Source organism: uncultured Shewanella sp., from assembly GCF_947491715.1.
GTDB lineage: Bacteria > Pseudomonadota > Gammaproteobacteria > Enterobacterales > Shewanellaceae > Shewanella.
In genome coordinates this window covers 1-18,638 of sequence record NZ_CANLKR010000032.1, presented here as the reverse complement: position 1 = coordinate 18,638, position 18,638 = coordinate 1, and the positions used below count along the sequence as shown (strand labels likewise).

Here is an 18,638-nt window from a genome sequence, read left to right as displayed (position 1 = left end):
AGGCTCTATTATTGTTGAAATTAATTTTTCTTATTATATTAAATATGTAGCAGTAAATTGAGTAATGTCCAGTAGATTAATTATTTTAAATCGGTAAATAGTGTCAAGGAGGGTATTGATTTATGTGTCAAAAGAGGGAATGTGGATTTCATTTGTTATTTCAGCTGAAGAGACTGGTTAATTGTTACATTGAAGTATAAGTTATGAGCAATCAATAACGAACAAGTGAGCAGACTTCTTATATCGTAATAAATTTTATCTTCATTATTGTTATTTTATGCTTTAATAGAGCACTTATTGGTTATGAGTCATTAAGAGGCAAATTTGGCTAAGTATATAGGGTTAAGTAAAGATAAAGGGCACATGGCTCGAGGGAAAACGGGTGTTTTACTTGTGAATTTAGGCACGCCTGATGAACCAACCGCATCGGCTGTGAGACGTTATTTAGCCGAGTTTTTGTCTGATCCTAGAGTGGTAGAAATTCCTAAATTAATTTGGATGCTCATTCTTCATGGGATCATCTTAAGAATTAGACCTGCAAAATCGGCCGCTTTGTATCAACAAATATGGACAAAACAAGGTTCGCCACTAATGGCTATTACTGAAAAGCAAACGGCCAAATTAACTCAGCAGTTAGGTGATGATGTGGTTGTTGATTTTTGTATGCGCTATGGCTCACCATCGGTGAGTTCGACATTACAAACAATGCATAATAAAGGCGTTGATAAACTTGTTGTCCTTCCGCTTTATCCCCAATATGCAGCGCCAACAACGGCATCAGCTTTTGATGCAATAGCGAAAGAGTTGTCACATTGGCGCTTTGTGCCTTCTCTGCATTTTATTAATGGTTATCATACCCATCCTGACTTTATTCATGCTTTGGCGGAATCGATTACTCGAGATTTTGAGCTTAATGGCCGCCCTCAGAAATTAATTCTATCTTATCATGGTATGCCTGAACGGAATTTACATTTAGGGGATCCGTATTATTGTTTCTGTATACAAACGACTCAATTAATTGTCGAAAAATTAGGCTTAAGTGAAGCTGATTATCTTTCAACATTTCAATCTCGTTTTGGTAAGGCAAAATGGTTATCGCCTTATACCGATGCCACAATGGCGGGCTTACCAAAACAAGGAGTCAAAGATATTGCGGTAGTGTGTCCAGCGTTTAGCAGCGATTGTTTAGAAACGTTAGAAGAAATTGAGGGGGAAAACCGTTTGATTTTTGAAGCGGCGGGTGGTGAGCGTTATCGTTATATTAGTGCATTAAATGATGATGATTTACATATTCAAATGATGGCAAATATTGTGAGGCCTTATTTAAAGTAATGCTGGTCGCTGTTTAAAGGTGCCCGTGAGCTTACTTTATTAAGGTCCACGGGCTGTATGAGCTGCGTTTTGGTTTATTGGTATTGATTTTCAAAATAACTTTCGGTGATGAGTACCGCGGACATGGCATCAACTTGCCCTTTAGTGAGGGCTTTGTAGCCGCCCATATCAAATAACCTAGCTTTTGCATCGGCAGTGGTTAATCTTTCATCTTGAAATTCAACATTAATGTCAAAACGTCCACGAATGCGGTTCCCGAATTTCTTAGCGCGTTTAGTCAGCTCTTGCTCCGTTCCATCCATATTGAGAGGCAGACCCACAATAATAAAATCGGGTTTCCATTCTGTTATGAGTTTACCGATTTGCTCCCAACGTGGGATCCCATCTTCGGCTTTTATCGAGACTAAGGGTCTGGCGCTTGCTGTCAGTGATTGACCTATAGCGATACCGATACTTTTGGTACCAAAATCAAAGCCTAAAACTGTTTTTGAATCCATTAATAAATTCCTAATAGGTGATACTGGTTATGCATGGCCAATTTGATTTGATAACTGCCATGCATCAAAGCCAAGAGGCTGAGTGGCATATTGCCAGCGTAAATCATAATCTACATCAAATAGTAATGTGTGATCAGCAGGAATGCTTAACCAAGTATTATCAGCTATTTCTTGTTCTAATTGACCTCTATCCCAAACTGAAGCGCCCAATGCTACGATAAATTCTTTAGGTGCATTTGCGGATCCTAGAGAGGCAAGTATGTCTTGGGATGTGGTGAGCATTAGCTCATCGCTGAGTGCCTTACTTTGCTTCCAGCCAGTTTGATTGGAATGTAAAACAAAGCCTCTTTCTGGTGTGACGGGCCCACCGATAAGGATTTTTTGATCGTCATTATGATGGGCTTTATCATCACCTTTGACATTAATTTGGATCAGTAATTCGTTTAAAAGAATAGGACTTGGTCGATTAATGATAATGCCCATGGCCCCTTTTTTATTGTGTTCACAAAGGTAAATGACTGAACGCTCAAAATAAGTCTCTTTGAGGGATGGCATTGCGATTAAAAAATGATTCTGTAAGCTGTCCATCTTTGTGCTCCTAAAAGCCATCAGCTATAAGGTGGAAGGGTTAACCTCCCGCTAATTTAACTGTGTAATTCAATTTTTCTAGTAAGCTTTTTAATAAGTCTCGGTTATCGGTTTGTATTTCGATGTTGAAATCCTTAACCGTACCACCACAGCCACACTGTTTTTTGAGCTTTTGGGCCAATGTTTTAAGGGCTTTTTCATCTAGCCCTAAGCCTTTTATGACCGATACGCCTTTACCTTTACGCCCTTTACTCTCCTTATGTATGCGAACGATTCCATCTCCTTCAGGGATTGTTTCTTCTGCCTGAGTCGGAGCAATTCTGCCCGAATCTGTGCTGTAGACTAAATTTGAATTAGGGTCGAATTTCATAAAAATAAATGCGCTAAGGATTCTGTCGCCCAGTTTACCAAAATTACGCAAGTTTCAATATGCTTTTTTAACAATTTGCTTGTTTGATTAGCATTATTGACGTTATTGGTGAGACTAAGAGTCGAAGGATAGGATCTTAACGTCCATTATCTAATGGCTTGGTAGTGATTGAAGTATATGAATGTGTATGACTCCATTGAAACTAAAAAATGGATTCCATAATAAAACAAATGGCCGTAAGCATGGCACTGACGAGTATGAGCTTGTGTAACCTAGGTAAGGCGACAGTACAAGATGTGAGCACAAAACTAATGGCTGTTGCACCAAAATGTGTGTTATTACCATTCATTAATGTGATTAATAGCCAGGCTAACACAATAATGGGTAACAAAAGTAAAGCAAAGTGGGTTAGCTTTTTACTGGATAATTTGGGATCATCTGCAATAGCAAGTGACATGCTCTGTGGCAGACAGACGATAACCGCACTAACTGCTACGAAGCCTAAAATTAACCAGTACATTCTTGTATTCCTCGTTGTTGTAATTGATAATTATTATCATTTAGGTTTTTGTATAAGTCAATTCATAAATGGGATTATTTTGCTTTATCTTTACATTAATGATTGCGTTATGAGTTTGTAAACCCCTGATTTTGAATCTATGCTAAATGTACCTGATCGAGTTATCGGTAATAACAAGACTGTTTTTGTGGAGCATTACTAATCATATTTTGTTGTTAATGGAGAATCTATGAAGAAGCTATTTGTTGTGTTGGCACTGATTTCCCTTAGTGCTTGTAGCACCCTAAAAACCAATTCTGATTATAATCCCAGTTTTGATTTCAGCCAGGTAAAAACATATGCTTGGGTTCAAAAGAAAGTGGGGGATTCAGCTTATCACCTTGACGGATTAATGGATCAAAGAGTGCGTATGGCCATTGCACAGCAGTTAAGATTAAAAGGCTTAACGCTAACGAATGCCAATGATGCCGATGTGTTGATTAATTATCTGACTAAAGTCAATAAGCGATTCAATGTGAATACCTTTAATACTTATTACGGTTATCATCCCTATTTTGGACCGGGTTGGGGCGGTATGGCTGGTGGGCAAACGACGGTACGTGAATATAATGTGGGTACGTTAATTGTTGACATGATCAATAATAAAACCCATCAATTAATTTGGCGTGGTTCGGCAGAAGATACTATCCGTCAGGAGAAATCGCCACAAGCACGCACTGAGGCTGTGAATAAGTCAGTTGCTGCATTGTTTAAAGCGTACCCTCCTAAATAGTGTGATTGATCTCATATAAACCGTGATATTTCATGATGTAGGGTTTAGTTGGAAGTATCACGGGGAGAGAAAGCCCATTAATGGTAAAGAGCGTGACTATTTTTCCAATAGCGTTTTAAGTGATTGCCTTAATTGCCGGTTGATTATATTTTCGCTGGCACTTTTATGTTGAATAATATCGACATTAGCTTGCCAGCCCAGCTGATTAAATTCTATTGGTAGTTTGCAGATCTGTTTATTGATCAAGGCCTCTTGAGATAAGTGCTGTGGTAAAAAGCTCCATCCTAGTCCCGACTTCGTTAATTCCAATAGCATATAGTAATTATCAGCTTGCCAAATGTCTGGTGATAATGCGTTGACTTTTAATGCATCTTTAGATCCAATCACTAATTGTCTATGCAGCTTTAACATATCAACATGAGGGGAGTGAGTTTGAGCGAGTGGATGCGTTGGACTGACAAAAACATCAAACAGTACTGAGCCTAATGATTCAAAATCAACATGCTCTGGATATATTTCATCGTTATAAATAATGCCTGCAGTCGCGCGTTTTTGCTTGACAAGTTCTACGATGTCTTTGCTTGATGCACACAGGATTTCAATGTGTAATTGAGGGTGATGTGATGCTATGTTGTCTAAAGTGTCACTGAGTCTTGTATAAGGGATCCCTTCATCAATAGCGAGTGTTAGTCTTGTGCTTACCCCTGAGTCCAGTGATTGAATTTGTAACGATAGCCTCTCGTGTTGAGCCACAACTGCTTTCGCTTGTGGCAGTAATTGTTGACCTTGAGCCGTTAGTGTTGGGTATCGGCCGTCTCGATGAAATAAAGCATGATTAATATCCGCTTCCATATTGGCAATATGCTGACTCACAGCAGATTGCACTTTTCCTAACTTTCTTGCGGCTGCGGAAAATGAGCCTGTTTCGACAGTGCTAATAAATGCATTGAGTTGTTCAAGTGTTGGCATATCAGTAAAAGTGATGGTATCTAACTTTTTATAATTGTATTCCTGTTGGATAATGATGGCAACTTGTTAGGCAAAAGAGCGTTATTGAAATGATAAAGAGTCGAATTTTTCATGCTGTTTTATTTGAATGTATTGCCTTACTGATTTTGATACCGGCCTCTTATTTAATGACGGATGAAGGTAGTATGACCTTGTCCATGGTGATGGTGGGCTTGAGCCTATTTGCTGTGATCTGGAATTATATTTATAACCTTATATTTGATTGGAAATTTGGTTATGACAGATTAAGCCGAACACTTTATTTACGTATTTTTCATTCTTGCTGTTTTGAAATAGGCTTAATTGTATTCACTTTACCTGTTGTGGCATTTGTTTTATCAATAAGTTTGATGTCGGCTTTTTTGCTAGAAGCGGCATTTTTTGCATTTTTCTTTGTGTACGCTATCGTTTTTAACTGGGTATATGACATCGTTAAAGCTAAATATATAAGGTCAAGGGATTTGAGGACCTAAACGAGTGAAATGAATAAAAGTTGAAGGATCTTTGCTGGTGGAAATTTCATTGTACTGAAATCCCAATTTTTTAAGCAAGTGCTGTGATGGGGTATTAGAGGGATACACTTTGGCTAGAAAGTCAGTGTTTCCTTGGGATCTTAGATGATTAAACAGTAGAGTTAATGCATTAAAGGTATGTCCTTGCCGTTGATAGGCTTCACCTAACCAATAACTGAATAAGACGTAGTTTTGATTGGGTGTTGCTTTTTCAAAGCCATAACTGATCCCACCTATTAAACCATGTCGAGAATGTGAAATTCCTAATCTTATATTTTGATTAGAGTTTTTACCTAATATAAAATCTTGTGCTTCATTTATTTTATGAATAGGGGCGATAGATAATGGTCGACTAATTGCCATTGTCATTAAGTCTTTGACTCTGGGGGCGTCACTTAGTTGAATCGGCCTTAATTGGATCTGGGAGTCGATATTGTCAGCAGCAAATGGAGTTAGATCATCGCGTGTTTTACTTGCTGTATTCCAGGGTGAAATAGTCTCTTGTGTTTGAGCGTACTTTTGCTGCATTGACACTCCTTTAGGTATTATTATTGACTGAATGCATATTTTTTGTTTCCAAAAAAACATGATGCTGAGTGTTGACTCTATTGAATATCATGGATGAGAATATATGGGTATTAAGATGATGTTTATAAAATCACTTTTTACTTAATAGGTCTCATATTTTAACTGTTTAATATCATTTTGATTTCATTAGTGCATCGTGTTGGCTTTATTTTATGCTTTGTTAGTGTTGTTGCGGCTAAAACCGGATCTATTGAGGAGCTTAAACTGATTTACCGTTTTGTTTTTTGCAATACCCTGTATTTTATTATGTAATTGAGATAATTTTTAATGAGGTTAAAATGATCGATTTTCGCAGTGATACAGTAACAAGACCAACAAAGTCCATGCGCTCGGCAATGGCGAATGCAGAGGTAGGAGATGATGTGTATGGTGATGATCCCACTGTTAATGCGTTGGAAGCCATGTCTGCGGAGCGTTTTGGTTTTGATGCTGCATTATTTACTGCCTCTGGTACCCAAGCGAATTTATTGGCCTTAATGTCACACTGTGAGAGAGGTGATGAATATTTGTGTGGACAACAAGCGCATAATTATAAGTTTGAAGGTGGGGGAGCTGCGGTATTAGGGAGTATTCAGCCTCAGCCCTTGATGAATCAAGCTGATGGGAGCTTATTACTCTCTGATATTGAAGCGGCGATTAAACCCGATGATGTGCACTTTGCTCAAACACGCCTACTGAGTCTTGAAAATACGATTGGCGGAAAAATTTTGCCACAATCGTATTTGGCAAGCGCACAAACACTTGCGTTTAATCATGGGTTAAAAATTCATCTTGATGGTGCTCGAGTCGCAAATGCAGCTGTGGGCCAAGGTATTGAGATCAGTGATATTACCCAGTATTTTGACTCGGTTTCTATCTGTTTATCCAAAGGTTTGTGTGCCCCTGTTGGATCCATTTTATTAGGCGATCCCTTTCTTATTAAGAAAGCCCGTCGTTGGAGAAAAATGCTTGGTGGTGGAATGCGCCAAGCGGGGATTATCGCTGCCGCTGCGCAGCTTGCTATTACTGAACAAGTGGAGAGATTGGCTGAGGATCATGAGAATGCCGCCTATCTTGCCAATGAGCTTGCTCAAATAGAAGCATTTGAAGTGGATTTGTCATTGGTTCAAACTAATATGGTATTTGCTAAGGTACTTGGGGAGCTTGATGTGAACACATTGGTGACTCAGCTTAAAGAAAAGGGTATTTTAGTCACTGAAAATACTACGTTAAGGTTGGTACTGCATCGGGATGTGAGCCGTAACGATATTAAATTTTTTATTACTACTCTTAAAAGCCTAATAAAATAATAGCCTATTGAATTTAATCAAAACAAGTTGAATGACAAATTTAGCTTGTTTTGATGTGGCATTAATAGGCTTTAAATAGAAATTTCTGTTTTTTGATTTGAAGGTTAATAGAAAGCCTAACACACCTATTTAACATTAATAAGATCCTGTAAACTAGCGGATTTTAAACTGTCAGCTCTATGTGTATATTGCTGATATCATCATAACTTACAACTAGTTAGTGCGGGTTGTTTGTTAAATTTAGCCATTATATGTATTGGTCTCCTTCCTATTAAATACTATCAAATCTAAGGTTATAATCACTATGAAGTCTGAGCAGACGCTAACTACGAGCACAGCGCCATTAGGGACATTGTTAGATCGTTATTTTAAGATAAGTGATCGAGGCAGTACTGTACGTCAAGAAATGATAGCAGGGCTGACGACGTTTCTGGCTATGGTTTACTCTGTGATTGTTGTGCCTAATATGCTTGGCAGTGCAGGCTTTGATCCTGCAGCGGTATTTATTGCAACTTGCTTAATTGCGGCTTTTGGTTCTCTATTGATGGGCTTGTGGGCTAATTTACCTATGGCAATTGGTTGCGCTATTTCATTAACGGCTTTTACTGCTTTTAGTATGGTGCTAGGTCAAGGGATTGCTATTCCTGTGACTTTAGGGGCGATTTTTTTAATGGGCGTGGTATTTACTTTAGCCAGTATTACTGGCGCCCGCCAGTGGGTACTGAGTAATCTGCCCAAAGGGATTGCGCATGGAACGGGTATTGGTATTGGATTATTTTTACTTCTCATCGCGACTAATAGTGTACAGCTTATTGTGGCGAATGATACAGGGTTACCTGTTGCTTTAGGTGATATTAATAGCTTACCTGTTATATTAACCATTATCGGGTTGGCTGCCACGATTGGCCTTGAGCGTAGAGGAGTGCCGGGTGGTATTTTAATTGTTGTGATTGTTTCATCTATTTTCGGCCTTATTTTTGATCCTAAAGTGCACTATCAAGGCTTATTGGCTATGCCGGATTTTAACTCCGAGCATTCTTTGATGGGACAAATGGATATTATTGGTGCCATTAATCCTGTGGTATTACCTATAGTGTTGGCATTAGTGATGACGGCAATTTTTGATGCGACAGGAACGATTAGAGCTGTGGCGGGACAAGCAGATTTATTGGACGAAAAGGATGATATTAAAGGTGCGGCTAAGGCATTAACCTCTGATTCGGTAAGCAGTATGTTTGCGGGGGCGGTTGGTGGGGCGCCAGCAGCGGTTTATATTGAGTCCGCTGCTGGGACTGCTGCAGGCGGTAAAACTGGGTTGACGGCGACAATAGTTGGGTTATTGTTTTTGTTGATGGTGTTTCTTGCACCATTAAGTTATTTAGTGCCTGCTTACGCGACAGCCCCAGCATTAATGTATGTGGGTTTATTAATGTTATCCAATGTCACTAAGCTTGATTTTAGCGATAAAGTGGATGCAATGGCCGGCTTGACGTGTGCTGTGTTTATCATATTAAGTTGCAACATTGTCACAGGTATTATGCTGGGGTTTGTCACTTTAGTGATAGGGCGCTTGTGTAGTGGAGAGTGGCGTTTACTAAAACCTGGAGTGATCATTATTACTTTAGGTTTAGTGATTTTCTATCTCGGTGGTTGGGCGATTTAGTGATGCCAATGTGATAAAAAAGGAGCGGCAATCGCCGCTCCTTTTTTATGGGTAACTTTCTAATATGGTTTAGAAAATCAAATGAGCAATACCAGCGATAATGGGTAATGTGACTAAAGTTCTTAATATGAAAACAGCAAAGAGTTCAAGAATATTGATGGGAATCCGGCTACCGATGAGCAAGGCGCCGACTTCACTCATATAAATAAGCTGCGTGACTGACATGGCGGCAATAATAAAGCGTGTCATGTCAGATTCGATACTGCCAGCTAGAATGGAAGGAATAAACATATCGGCGAAACCAACCACTATGGTTCTCGAGGCTTCTGTGGCTTCAGGGACATGCAAAAGTTCTAATAATGGAATAAAAGGCATGCCTAAATAATCAAAAATCGAGGTGTATTCTGCCAAAATAAGGGCAATGGTTCCCATGCCCATAATCACAGGGATAATACCAAAAATCATATCGATAGCATTTTTGAGCCCATCAATAAAGGTTTGTTTAAAGCCTACTGACTTTTCTGCTTTTTTGAGGGCTAAATGTATCCCCCAAGAAAAGGCGCTATGATCGGCTGGAATGACTTCATCATCCGGATGTCGCGGCGTTCCATCGACATAAGTGTCTTTTTTCCAAGATAAAGGGGGAAGTTTAGGTACGATTACTGCGGCCATGATCCCCGCAAAACAAACGGTGAGATAAAAAGGCACAAAGAGATGTTCGAGTTGTACTTGTGAAATAATCACTAAAGCAAAAGTGATGGAAACGGCAGAGAAGGTTGTACCGATAATCGCGGCTTCTCTTTGGGTGTAAAAACCGGATTCATATTGTTTTGCTGTCAGCAGGATCCCCACGCTGCCGTCACCCAACCATGAGGCCATACAATCAATGGCACTTCTGCCTGGCAAGTTAAAAATAGGGCGCATCACTTTAGTGAGTAAGCTACCAAATAATTCGAGTAGGCCGAAATTAAGCAATAAAGGTAACAATAGACCTGCAAATAAGAACACACATAGGAGAATGGGTAATAAATCATTTAATACCAGTGCGCCTGTGTTCTCAGAGCGAATAGCTTCGGGACCAAATTGGAAAAAAGTGAGAATAATAAAGCCTGTGCCCAGTAAACGGATCACTAACCATGCAGGGCTAATATTAAATAGAGAATGCAAGAATGTATTTTTTATGATCCACTGGGGGCGAGCAATCTTGGTAAAAAGTGACATGACGCCAGTAAAAATAACGATCCCCGTAATAATGGATGTCAACACGCTGTCAAGAAGGCTTTCAAGTCCTTTCGCAAAAATAGCAATAGGTATTGTAATGGCATCATTATAACTGACGGGAGTCATGAACAATAATAAGCCAATTAAAGATGGAATAAGAAAAGTAAGGATTGTTTTTAAATTGTGGGTTTTTTTGGTAGACATTTTTTATACCCCATATAGCGAGAATTTTCGGCATGTATTGGTGTCATGTTTAGACATTAGTCAAACATTTAGAATCGTTATCGCAATTTTAAAAAATAAGTGGGCAACTCTACCGTCAAATTCATCTCATGTAAAATAATTATATTTTTAAATAAAGTGATTATATTTGCTTATTACTTTAGTTTATGAAATGGAAGGCGTTTTTTATACTGAAAGTGTTTCTTAACTTTATGAAATAAAAGTGAATTATTATATGGATGCAACTTGCTTTATTTTAAACAAAAAACGTTTTGAATAATTATTCAAAACGTTTTTTGTTTTTTTTATGTGTTAACTAAATGTTTTTCTTAATGACTTTGCTTTTTCAGCATTCACTTTAAGTTCAAGTACGGATGACTCGACCATATTGACAGCATTGAGGTTTTCAAATCCAGCTTGACTGATCTGAGTGATATTTGTGTTTATTTCACCAATGACTTGCTTTTGTTGCTCTGCTGCAACCGCATTTTGCTGAGCGAGATCGTGAATATGATTCATGGATTGATAAATGGTATCGACTTTAGTGGCTGATTTTTGGGTGTCTAATGCACATTGCTCTGCTTGGGACTGACTTTGATCCATTTGTTTTGCCCAACGACTTAGCATGCTGAACATTTTATCAACACTTTTGGATATGCTATTGGTTGATTCTTGGGTGCGACTCGATAGTGCTCTGACTTCATCTGCGACAACGGCGAAACCACGACCTTGTTCACCTGCCCTTGCTGCTTCAATTGCAGCATTTAGAGCAAGCAGATTGGTTTGTTCGGCGATAGCGTCAATTTCAGTCATTGCACTGGCAACATATTCTGCTTCTTTATTTAATTGATGTGCATTTGCGGCAGCTTCAACGACTGATGCTGTTAATGCATCAATACTGGTACTATTTTCTTGCATGGTATCGCGGCTATCTAAGCAAAGTTGGCAGGTTTCATCAATGTTAAGTGATGTGGATTGGGCATTATTGGCCACTTCACTAATAGAGGCGCCCATTTCTTCCATTGCACTGGCAATTTGTTCTATTTGTTGGTTTTCCAAATCGAGATTTGAATGGGTTTGTTGGGTTGATGTGATCAGCTTTTGTGAAATATTTTCAATATGCTGGGCATGATCTCGAGATCGGCCTAATACGCCTTGAAGTTTAGCGTCTTTCATCATGAGTTGAAAATCGAGTAAAGATGAACTGTCTCGGCCACAATAAATAAAGCGACTAATTGAGTCATAGTTATGCTTCATTGTCATAAGCTTAGCTGGAATGCGAAAGGCTTCATCGTAAAAAATAGCTAAATTAATCCCCATTAATAAAATCCCCGCTAAGATCACCCCCCAACCCCAAATATAGCCTGCGATGAGCAAACCAATCGTGGCACTAAAAGCCGATAGAATGCGTTTTTGCGTTAAACTGATAGGATCTGAAACGGATTTTTTTTGGTTTAGTTTCAAATAAATTTTTTCGGCATTTTTAATAAATTGACTCTTGGGGGCAATACGCACTGACTGATAGCCAATGATTTCTCCATTCTCGATCAGCGGAGTAACAAAAGCATCAACCCAATAAAATTGTCCGTTTTTACACCTATTTTTGACAATACCTCTCCATGATTGCCCTGATTTTAGCTTATGCCACATTTCTTTAAATGCTGCACTGGGCATATCAGGATGGCGAACAATACTGTGGTTTTGGCCGAGCAGTTCATCTTGACTAAAACCAGAAATATCGATGAATTTTTGATTGACGTAAGTGATCATTCCATTTTTGTCAGTGGTTGAAATCAACTCATCAGAAAGTGATAATTTTCGTTCTTGACTCATGCCTGTGGAGAAGGTTTTACTCATTCGTTTATTCCATATATCAGCGTATGGAGCACCTCATTTCCAAAGGAAAGTCAAGGGGACTTATATGTGATGTTTTTACGCTAATTTTATGTTTATTGTTATTTAAAGGTTAACGTTACTATACCCTTAAATAATATAAGGGTTCAATAAGGTTTTTAAGCTAATCAATTGGCTTTATTGTATTTTAATTTTTTATTTTTGACTATTAGCGGTTTTATTGCTTTAGTAGCATGCTGCTAATGTCGAAGCATACAGGCGGTTGGATCATTGGGTGACTGAAGTCTTAACAGATAAAAGTTTTGTTTAAATAACCGACTGGATTTTATTAGCGGAAAGCGAAAAAAGCGACAGAATGCCTTTATCCTGTCTGCTTAATGGTTAAAAAGTGGAAAGGGTTACAGTAATAAATCGGGATCTTGTCCTAATTGAATAATCACTTCCGCTGGCATAGGCACTAATTGACGCGACTTATCCATACTCACCATTTCAATATCGGCTTTGACTGCCGCTCGTATACTATTTGCTCGCCAAATTTCTTGGTGCCATACTGTTCGGTATTGGCTTTCAAAGTAAAATTGAGTGCGAACATCAATGACATCTGAAAACTCAATGCCTTCAAAGCAGGTCATATCGCTTCGATAGACAGCAAAACCGAGTTGGTGTTGTTTCCATAATTGGGACAGCGTACTTGGGCCGATAACGTGCTCTCTTGCTCGTTCAAAATACTTCAAAAAATTAGGATGGTAAACGACTCCTGAGAAATCAGTATCCTCATAATAGATTTGCATAGAAAAGTGAAATATTTTTGATTGGTCAAATTTGGTCTTGATTGCCATAGTTAGCTTGTTAGTTGAATATATGCATGCACTTTGGATGAGCATGGATATAGTGTGGACCTATCTCAGTATTCTAGCACGAAGGTGAATTTTTTAGGTTAAGCTTGGTTTTTATTTATATCTATACCTTTAGTTTAATTGTGGTATTAATAGTGTTAGTTTAATGCCTTTTAAATGGACGACAATAGTATGCCCAATAAAACAATAGTGGTGAATACTCAAATGGCAGCTGATTGGAAAGTCAGTGCCAGTATTAGAGATCACGCTTTAGTGATTGATCAACCCTCTGCAACCGATGCTGGTGCGACGCCACTTGAAATGTTTATTTTTTCACTTGGAGGTTGTATTTCAACGATTGCTAAGATGGTGGCGAGAGATAAAGGTATAGTATTGCACGGAATTGATGTGAAAGTGACGGCAAGCATTAATACTGATGGTTTACTTGGAAAGGAAGTCGACACTCCAGTGGGGTTTGATTCGATAGATATTCAAGCCGATATTGATGCTGATTTAACCCAATCAGAAAAACAAGCTTTTTTAGATCTTGTTTGTCATCGCTGTCCAATACACGATAATTTATTGAATCCGACATTAGTCAGTCATAGCGCGGCATAATACGGACCATAAAATGCAATAAATAGGGGGGGGAAGAATGCTTTGGCTATTAAAAGCTGGGGCTTCTTGGTAAACTTGATACCTTTATTATCTCCTAACAACCCCCTATGAGTTTATCATGAAATTTTCTAGCCTCAGCTTAGATCCAAGAATTGTCGATGCTGTTTCTCAGTGCGGTTACCAAGCATTAACACAGGTCCAGTCAGAGGTGATCCCATTAGCATTATTGGGTGATGATGTCATGGCGTGCGCCCAAACAGGGACAGGCAAAACAGCTGCCTTTACTCTGCCCTTACTTCAACTCTTGATTAAATCGACATTCGATAATGTATCTGCTAATGATAATACATTGACTTACCAGCCACGGGTTAAGGTGTTAGTACTCACACCCACTCGAGAACTTGCGATTCAAGTCAGCCAAAGTATTGTTAAATATAGTCAATTTTTGCCTTTTAATGCTATCGCAGTATATGGTGGTGCGAATATGAATCCTCAACGTAAAGCTTTGCAGTCAGGAGTGGATTTTTTAGTGGCGACACCTGGGCGTTTATTTGATCATATTGGCCAGCAGCATGTTGATCTCTCTGAGGTGGCTCATCTTGTCGTTGATGAAGCCGATCGTATGCTGGATATGGGGTTTGTTCGTGATATTGAAAAGATTAAGACATTGTTGGTGCCTCAGCATCAAACGTTATTCTTTTCGGCTACTTATAATGATGAGGTGAAACAATTAGCGGGAAAAATGCTATCCAAGCCCCATTGGATCAATGTGGCCAGTCAGCCAACGGGTGACCATATAAGTCAGGAAGTTTATTTAGTGGATAAGCGCCGAAAAACGGAATTACTCTCAGAATTAGTCGGACGCAATAATTGGCAGCAAGTCCTGGTCTTTGTCAGTACGAAAGAAAGCGCAGACAATTTATGTCGAGAGTTAACGCTTGATGGAATAAAAAATGGCGTCTTTCATGGTGATAAAACACAAGGTGCACGAAATCGTGTTTTAGAAGAGTTTAAAGCAGGTTTATTACGTGTCATGGTGGCGACCGATGTCGCTGCTCGTGGCTTAGATATCGTGTCTTTGCCTCTGGTGATTAATGTTGAATTACCAGAGGATCCTCAAGATTATATTCATCGAATAGGCAGAACAGGACGAGCAGGCCAGAAAGGGAGAGCGATTTCATTTGTCTCTCCCCAAGATGACGCTATGATAGCGGATATTGAAGCTATTATTTTACAGTCATTACCGAAAGTGACTCTACCAGGTTATGAACTTGGCACGCCTTTACCTGCTCGTTATAGAGAGAATTCGGCACTTAAAAAGCCCAAAAAATACCGCTCTTCAACTTATAAATCTTCAGCTGACAAACGGGGGAAAATGAATAAAAGTAAAGGAAGAGCTCAGCGAAAAGGGCTGAAACCTAAGATTAAAGGTTAATTTCATTAATTTTACGCTTGTAGATGTTAACTTTTTCATCGAATGATTATCTTAAGGTATATTGATATGATCCAAACAGCGATACCAACAAATATCATAACGGGTTTTCTGGGCGTGGGAAAAACATCGCTTATTAAAGCGCTTTTCTTAGTGAAGCCTAAAGAGGAAAAGTGGGCCGTTTTAGTCAATGAATTTGGTGATGTCGGTATCGATAGTGCTTTACTGGCTAAGGAGCAGCAAGATATCCATATTCGAGAAGTGGCGGGAGGTTGTATGTGCTGCGCTGCAGGCGTACCCATGCAAGTGGCCATTACTCAATTAATTGCAAAAGCAAAACCTGATAGGTTAATTATAGAGCCTACTGGACTGGGTCATCCTGCTGCCATATTAAAAGTACTCACAGAGCCGCACTTTAAACATGTGATCGCAATGCAAGCATGTATTACCTTAGTGGATGCGCGTAAAGTGGCTGATACTTGCTATAGAAGCAATGAGACTTTTTTACAGCAATTGACTGTTGCAGATATCATTTTGGCTAGTAAGTCAGATGAATATCGTCATGATGAATTTGTCAATTTGATGCTTTTTTTGCAAGAAAAGCAATTGAAACAGAGTCAGTGTTTACGAGTTTCATCTAAAGTGCCTGAGGAGTCTGATATTGAAACGGCTCAGCTTTTAGTGCTAATGGACAATGTTTGTCATTATGTTACTGAGCAGCGCTCACCTTCTACAAGTCAGGTTAAGCCTATAGCATCGAAACTGACATTAGGATCTCAGTCTAGCTCACTATTGTCTCGAGCTATTCCACATTATCAGTTTCCAGTTTTTGATGAAATTGATGATGCGAAGAATATTGTATTTGATCATCGAGGTATATGGAGTAAGTCTCACTTCGCTGAAGCGCATTATTCTTATGCTTGGGTGTTTGTTCCACGATATGAATTCGATTTGAGCCTTTTGCTAAAATTTATCAATAGCATAGAGGCTGTGAGAGTTAAAGCGATATTGATTACTGATGAAGGGATAGTTGGTATCAATTGGATAGAAGGTGAACTGGAGTTAAGTGAATTTGATGAAGTCATGGACTCAAGAATTGAAATTATCACTCGAAAAGAGAGTGTTGTTGCTGAACTTGAATTACAATTGTTCACTTTATTAAAGTGAGCTTAGGTTTATTTGTATTAGAGGCTCTCTATCCCTGTTTTAACTTTTTATCATTTATTCTAAGGGAAACCTAAGAAAGGGATTTTCATGGCTTGTCAGTATTATTGATTGTCCTGTTCGCTTTTATCCTTCTTAACTTTATATTGATTAACCTGAATTCAGGTAGGTTATTCGCTTTTTGAGCCATTACAGCGCAGAGCTCAAGGAGTGTGAATAAGCTAGTTATACCCGTGATACTTGAAGATGCATGTTTTCAGAGCCTGTAAAAGTGCCTAATTCAAGGCGTATTATTGCAAGAATGCTTATTGCCTTTTAAGGTGATACAACGCAGAAGTAGGTGATTTTACAGACTCCCAAAGGGCTGGTTTAAAAGCCTTTTATACTGCGTTATTGAACATCAGCTTAGAATGACTAGGCACGCTGTTCAAGCTGACCATCAAGGATGATGGAAATGTCATTTATGCAGGAGCAATTAATGACCTTGCCTAAAAGGCTTTTAATTCCAGCTGAATCCTGCATCTTCAAGTATCACGGGTATATATTCTTTTTCATTCAAAAATCCTTTTATTTTTAACTGTGCGTGGGTTTAGCATAATTAATCTAATACTTTTGTATAGCAAAAGTTATTTTAATATGTTTTTTTGTTTTATTTTTAATCAAAAATGAAATTTTGTTTGTTTACTGTTCTTCTTGTGGGGCTTATTTGTTGTAAATGCTATTCGCAATGTAAGACATATCCTACAAAGCTGTGGGATATAGGTCTTTTTTCGTTGAGGCAATCACGACGGATGCTTTAAAAGTTACTTTAAATCAATGTCTTATTTGGTGTTGCTCTATCTTTTATATGTTGATACTTAGAAGGGATTTAATAGCGTCGGTGTTTTTTATTCATAGAAAACCTAAAATAACCCTATCGAAAGCAGCGAAGGTTTTTTAAACCAGCGAATAAAGAGAATGAAATAGAAGTGGTCTTTAGCTTTTATTTGATAACTAAAATTAATTGTTTTCGATGATATTTGATAGTTTTTATCATTTTTCAACACTTTTTGTTGAAAGTCCAATCGTATATTGATTGGTAAAAACAAGGAGCAGTAAAAGCAAGGATGCTAAGGATGAGGGCACAGGATGTGCTAGCAGTTAACAAGTATGTTACTCATCTTCGCTGAAAAATGAAACACAGGAAGTGTAAGTCACCAGCAAGGAAGCATCGAAGAGAGTCGTGCTTAGGATGAGCGTAATGAGTGATAAGGATATCACTAACTCTCTTAGCAATGGGCACAAGGAGTGCCAGCCATTTATAAGTGATAAAAATGTTGTTTTAAATGAAGGTTAAACACAGGAAGTGTTTAATCTGAGATAAGGATGTTATTCATTTAAATGATTATCAATGAAACACTTTAGGTGTCTTCGACTTATATAGGCAAGCAAGGAAGCAAGATGAGAATTGGGCATAGGATATGCTAGCAGTTGACATGGAAGTCACTCATTCTCATATTTTAAAAGGAAAGTGTAATACAAGGAAGTGGTGCAAGGAGGCGCTATAGTCGTTTATACAATGCAGATAAGGATTGTTAGAGGTTAAGTTCAAGGAAGTTACTGTATCAATTATGCAGGAGAGAGAACAGTACAGGAAGTACTTTGCAGATGAGTCAGACTGTCAGGGATGATAGTGCGTCAAAGGATGGACAATGGCATAGGGAAATAACTGGCAAGGATGGCTAGTGGCTCAGCTAGTGGCTCAATATTGGAAGTTGAGTGCCTATAAGTTGAGTGCCTATACAGAGTACAGGAAGTACTTTGCCGATGAGTCAGGCTTTCAGGGATGATAGTACGTCAAAGGATGGACAATAGCATAGGGAAATAACTGACAAGGATGGCTAGTGGCTCAGCTAGTGGCTCAATATTGGAAGTTGAGTGCCTATAAGTTGAGTGCCTATAAGTTGAGTGCCTATAAAAGAGTACAGGAAGTACTTTGCAGATGAGTCAGGCTTTCAGGGATGATAGTGCGTGAAAGGATGGACAATGGCATAGGGAAATAACGGGCAAGGATGGCTAGTGGCTCAGCTAGTGGTTCAATATTGGAAGTTGAATGCTTATAAAGAGTACAGGAAGTACTTTGCAGATGAGTCAGGCTGTCAGGGATGATAGT

The 18,638-nt window shown here is 38.7% G+C and carries 18 protein-coding genes; 8 read left to right on the top strand and 10 right to left on the bottom strand.

What is annotated here, in order from left to right; translation table 11 throughout:
- Positions 1–324 precede the first annotated feature (324 nt).
- Positions 325–1,332: a ferrochelatase gene (gene hemH, locus Q0779_RS18190; protein ID WP_298774794.1), complete on the top strand. Its 1,008-nt coding sequence runs from the start codon at positions 325–327 to the stop codon at positions 1,330–1,332.
- Between the two features lie 74 nt (positions 1,333–1,406).
- Here the strand turns inward: hemH and ruvX are convergent, their stop codons facing one another.
- From ruvX to Q0779_RS18170, 4 genes are all read right to left on the bottom strand, one after another.
- Complete coding sequence (gene ruvX / locus Q0779_RS18185) at positions 1,407–1,829, bottom strand: Holliday junction resolvase RuvX (protein ID WP_298774793.1); 423 nt, start codon at positions 1,827–1,829, stop codon at positions 1,407–1,409.
- A 27-nt stretch (positions 1,830–1,856) separates the two neighbouring features.
- Positions 1,857–2,417 (bottom strand): YqgE/AlgH family protein, encoded by a 561-nt coding sequence (locus Q0779_RS18180; protein WP_298774792.1) that lies wholly within the window; start codon positions 2,415–2,417, stop codon positions 1,857–1,859.
- 40 nt (positions 2,418–2,457) lie between these two features.
- Positions 2,458–2,787 (bottom strand): stress response translation initiation inhibitor YciH, encoded by a 330-nt coding sequence (gene yciH / locus Q0779_RS18175; RefSeq protein WP_298774842.1) that lies wholly within the window; start codon positions 2,785–2,787, stop codon positions 2,458–2,460.
- A 202-nt stretch (positions 2,788–2,989) separates the two neighbouring features.
- Positions 2,990–3,307, bottom strand: coding sequence for a hypothetical protein (locus Q0779_RS18170; RefSeq protein ID WP_298774790.1), 318 nt, complete (start codon positions 3,305–3,307; stop codon positions 2,990–2,992).
- A gap of 229 nt (positions 3,308–3,536) precedes the next feature.
- Here Q0779_RS18170 and Q0779_RS18165 point away from each other — a divergent pair, with 229 nt between their 5' ends.
- A complete protein-coding gene (locus Q0779_RS18165; RefSeq protein WP_298774788.1) occupies positions 3,537–4,079 on the top strand; it encodes a DUF4136 domain-containing protein in 543 nt (180 codons plus the stop codon).
- A gap of 96 nt (positions 4,080–4,175) precedes the next feature.
- Here Q0779_RS18165 and Q0779_RS18160 read toward each other — a convergent pair whose 3' ends face one another.
- On the bottom strand, positions 4,176–5,048 hold the full coding sequence (locus Q0779_RS18160) for a LysR family transcriptional regulator (RefSeq protein WP_298774786.1): 873 nt from the start codon (positions 5,046–5,048) through the stop codon (positions 4,176–4,178).
- A gap of 89 nt (positions 5,049–5,137) precedes the next feature.
- Between Q0779_RS18160 and Q0779_RS18155 the strand changes: the two genes are divergently transcribed.
- Positions 5,138–5,560, top strand: coding sequence for a PACE efflux transporter (locus tag Q0779_RS18155; RefSeq protein WP_298774784.1), 423 nt, complete (start codon positions 5,138–5,140; stop codon positions 5,558–5,560).
- On the opposite strand, the gene Q0779_RS18150 is transcribed toward Q0779_RS18155, so the two are convergent.
- Entirely contained in the window at positions 5,540–6,127 is a 588-nt protein-coding gene (locus Q0779_RS18150; RefSeq protein WP_298774782.1) for a GNAT family N-acetyltransferase, read from the bottom strand. The genes Q0779_RS18155 and Q0779_RS18150 overlap by 21 nt on opposite strands.
- Positions 6,128–6,465: 338 nt before the next feature.
- Between Q0779_RS18150 and ltaE the strand changes: the two genes are divergently transcribed.
- The gene (gene ltaE / locus Q0779_RS18145) at positions 6,466–7,476 is read left to right on the top strand and encodes a low-specificity L-threonine aldolase (RefSeq protein ID WP_298774781.1); all 1,011 of its coding nucleotides are present in this window, start codon (positions 6,466–6,468) and stop codon (positions 7,474–7,476) included.
- 304 nt (positions 7,477–7,780) lie between these two features.
- Positions 7,781–9,139, top strand: a complete 1,359-nt coding sequence (locus Q0779_RS18140; protein ID WP_298774779.1) for an NCS2 family permease — start codon at positions 7,781–7,783, stop codon at positions 9,137–9,139.
- A 69-nt stretch (positions 9,140–9,208) separates the two neighbouring features.
- Here Q0779_RS18140 and Q0779_RS18135 read toward each other — a convergent pair whose 3' ends face one another.
- From Q0779_RS18135 to Q0779_RS18125, 3 genes are all read right to left on the bottom strand, one after another.
- Positions 9,209–10,564 carry a YjiH family protein gene (locus tag Q0779_RS18135; RefSeq protein ID WP_298774777.1) on the bottom strand — a complete coding sequence of 452 codons (1,356 nt, stop codon included), beginning with the start codon at positions 10,562–10,564 and terminating at the stop codon, positions 9,209–9,211.
- Between the two features lie 330 nt (positions 10,565–10,894).
- Positions 10,895–12,439 carry a PAS domain-containing methyl-accepting chemotaxis protein gene (locus Q0779_RS18130; RefSeq protein WP_298774775.1) on the bottom strand — a complete coding sequence of 515 codons (1,545 nt, stop codon included), beginning with the start codon at positions 12,437–12,439 and terminating at the stop codon, positions 10,895–10,897.
- A gap of 395 nt (positions 12,440–12,834) precedes the next feature.
- Entirely contained in the window at positions 12,835–13,275 is a 441-nt protein-coding gene (locus Q0779_RS18125; protein WP_298774773.1) for a thioesterase family protein, read from the bottom strand.
- 189 nt (positions 13,276–13,464) lie between these two features.
- Between Q0779_RS18125 and Q0779_RS18120 the strand changes: the two genes are divergently transcribed.
- The 3 genes from Q0779_RS18120 (at position 13,465) to Q0779_RS18110 (ending at position 16,489) form a co-directional block, all read left to right on the top strand.
- Positions 13,465–13,890, top strand: a complete 426-nt coding sequence (locus Q0779_RS18120) for an OsmC family protein (RefSeq protein ID WP_298774771.1) — start codon at positions 13,465–13,467, stop codon at positions 13,888–13,890.
- A 118-nt stretch (positions 13,891–14,008) separates the two neighbouring features.
- Positions 14,009–15,325, top strand: coding sequence for a DEAD/DEAH box helicase (locus Q0779_RS18115; protein ID WP_298774769.1), 1,317 nt, complete (start codon positions 14,009–14,011; stop codon positions 15,323–15,325).
- A gap of 66 nt (positions 15,326–15,391) precedes the next feature.
- Positions 15,392–16,489, top strand: coding sequence for a GTP-binding protein (locus tag Q0779_RS18110; protein ID WP_298774768.1), 1,098 nt, complete (start codon positions 15,392–15,394; stop codon positions 16,487–16,489).
- Between the two features lie 1,948 nt (positions 16,490–18,437).
- On the opposite strand, the gene Q0779_RS18105 is transcribed toward Q0779_RS18110, so the two are convergent.
- Positions 18,438–18,638, bottom strand: a 201-nt coding sequence (locus Q0779_RS18105) for a hypothetical protein (protein WP_298774767.1), incomplete at its 5' end; no start/stop codon positions are given.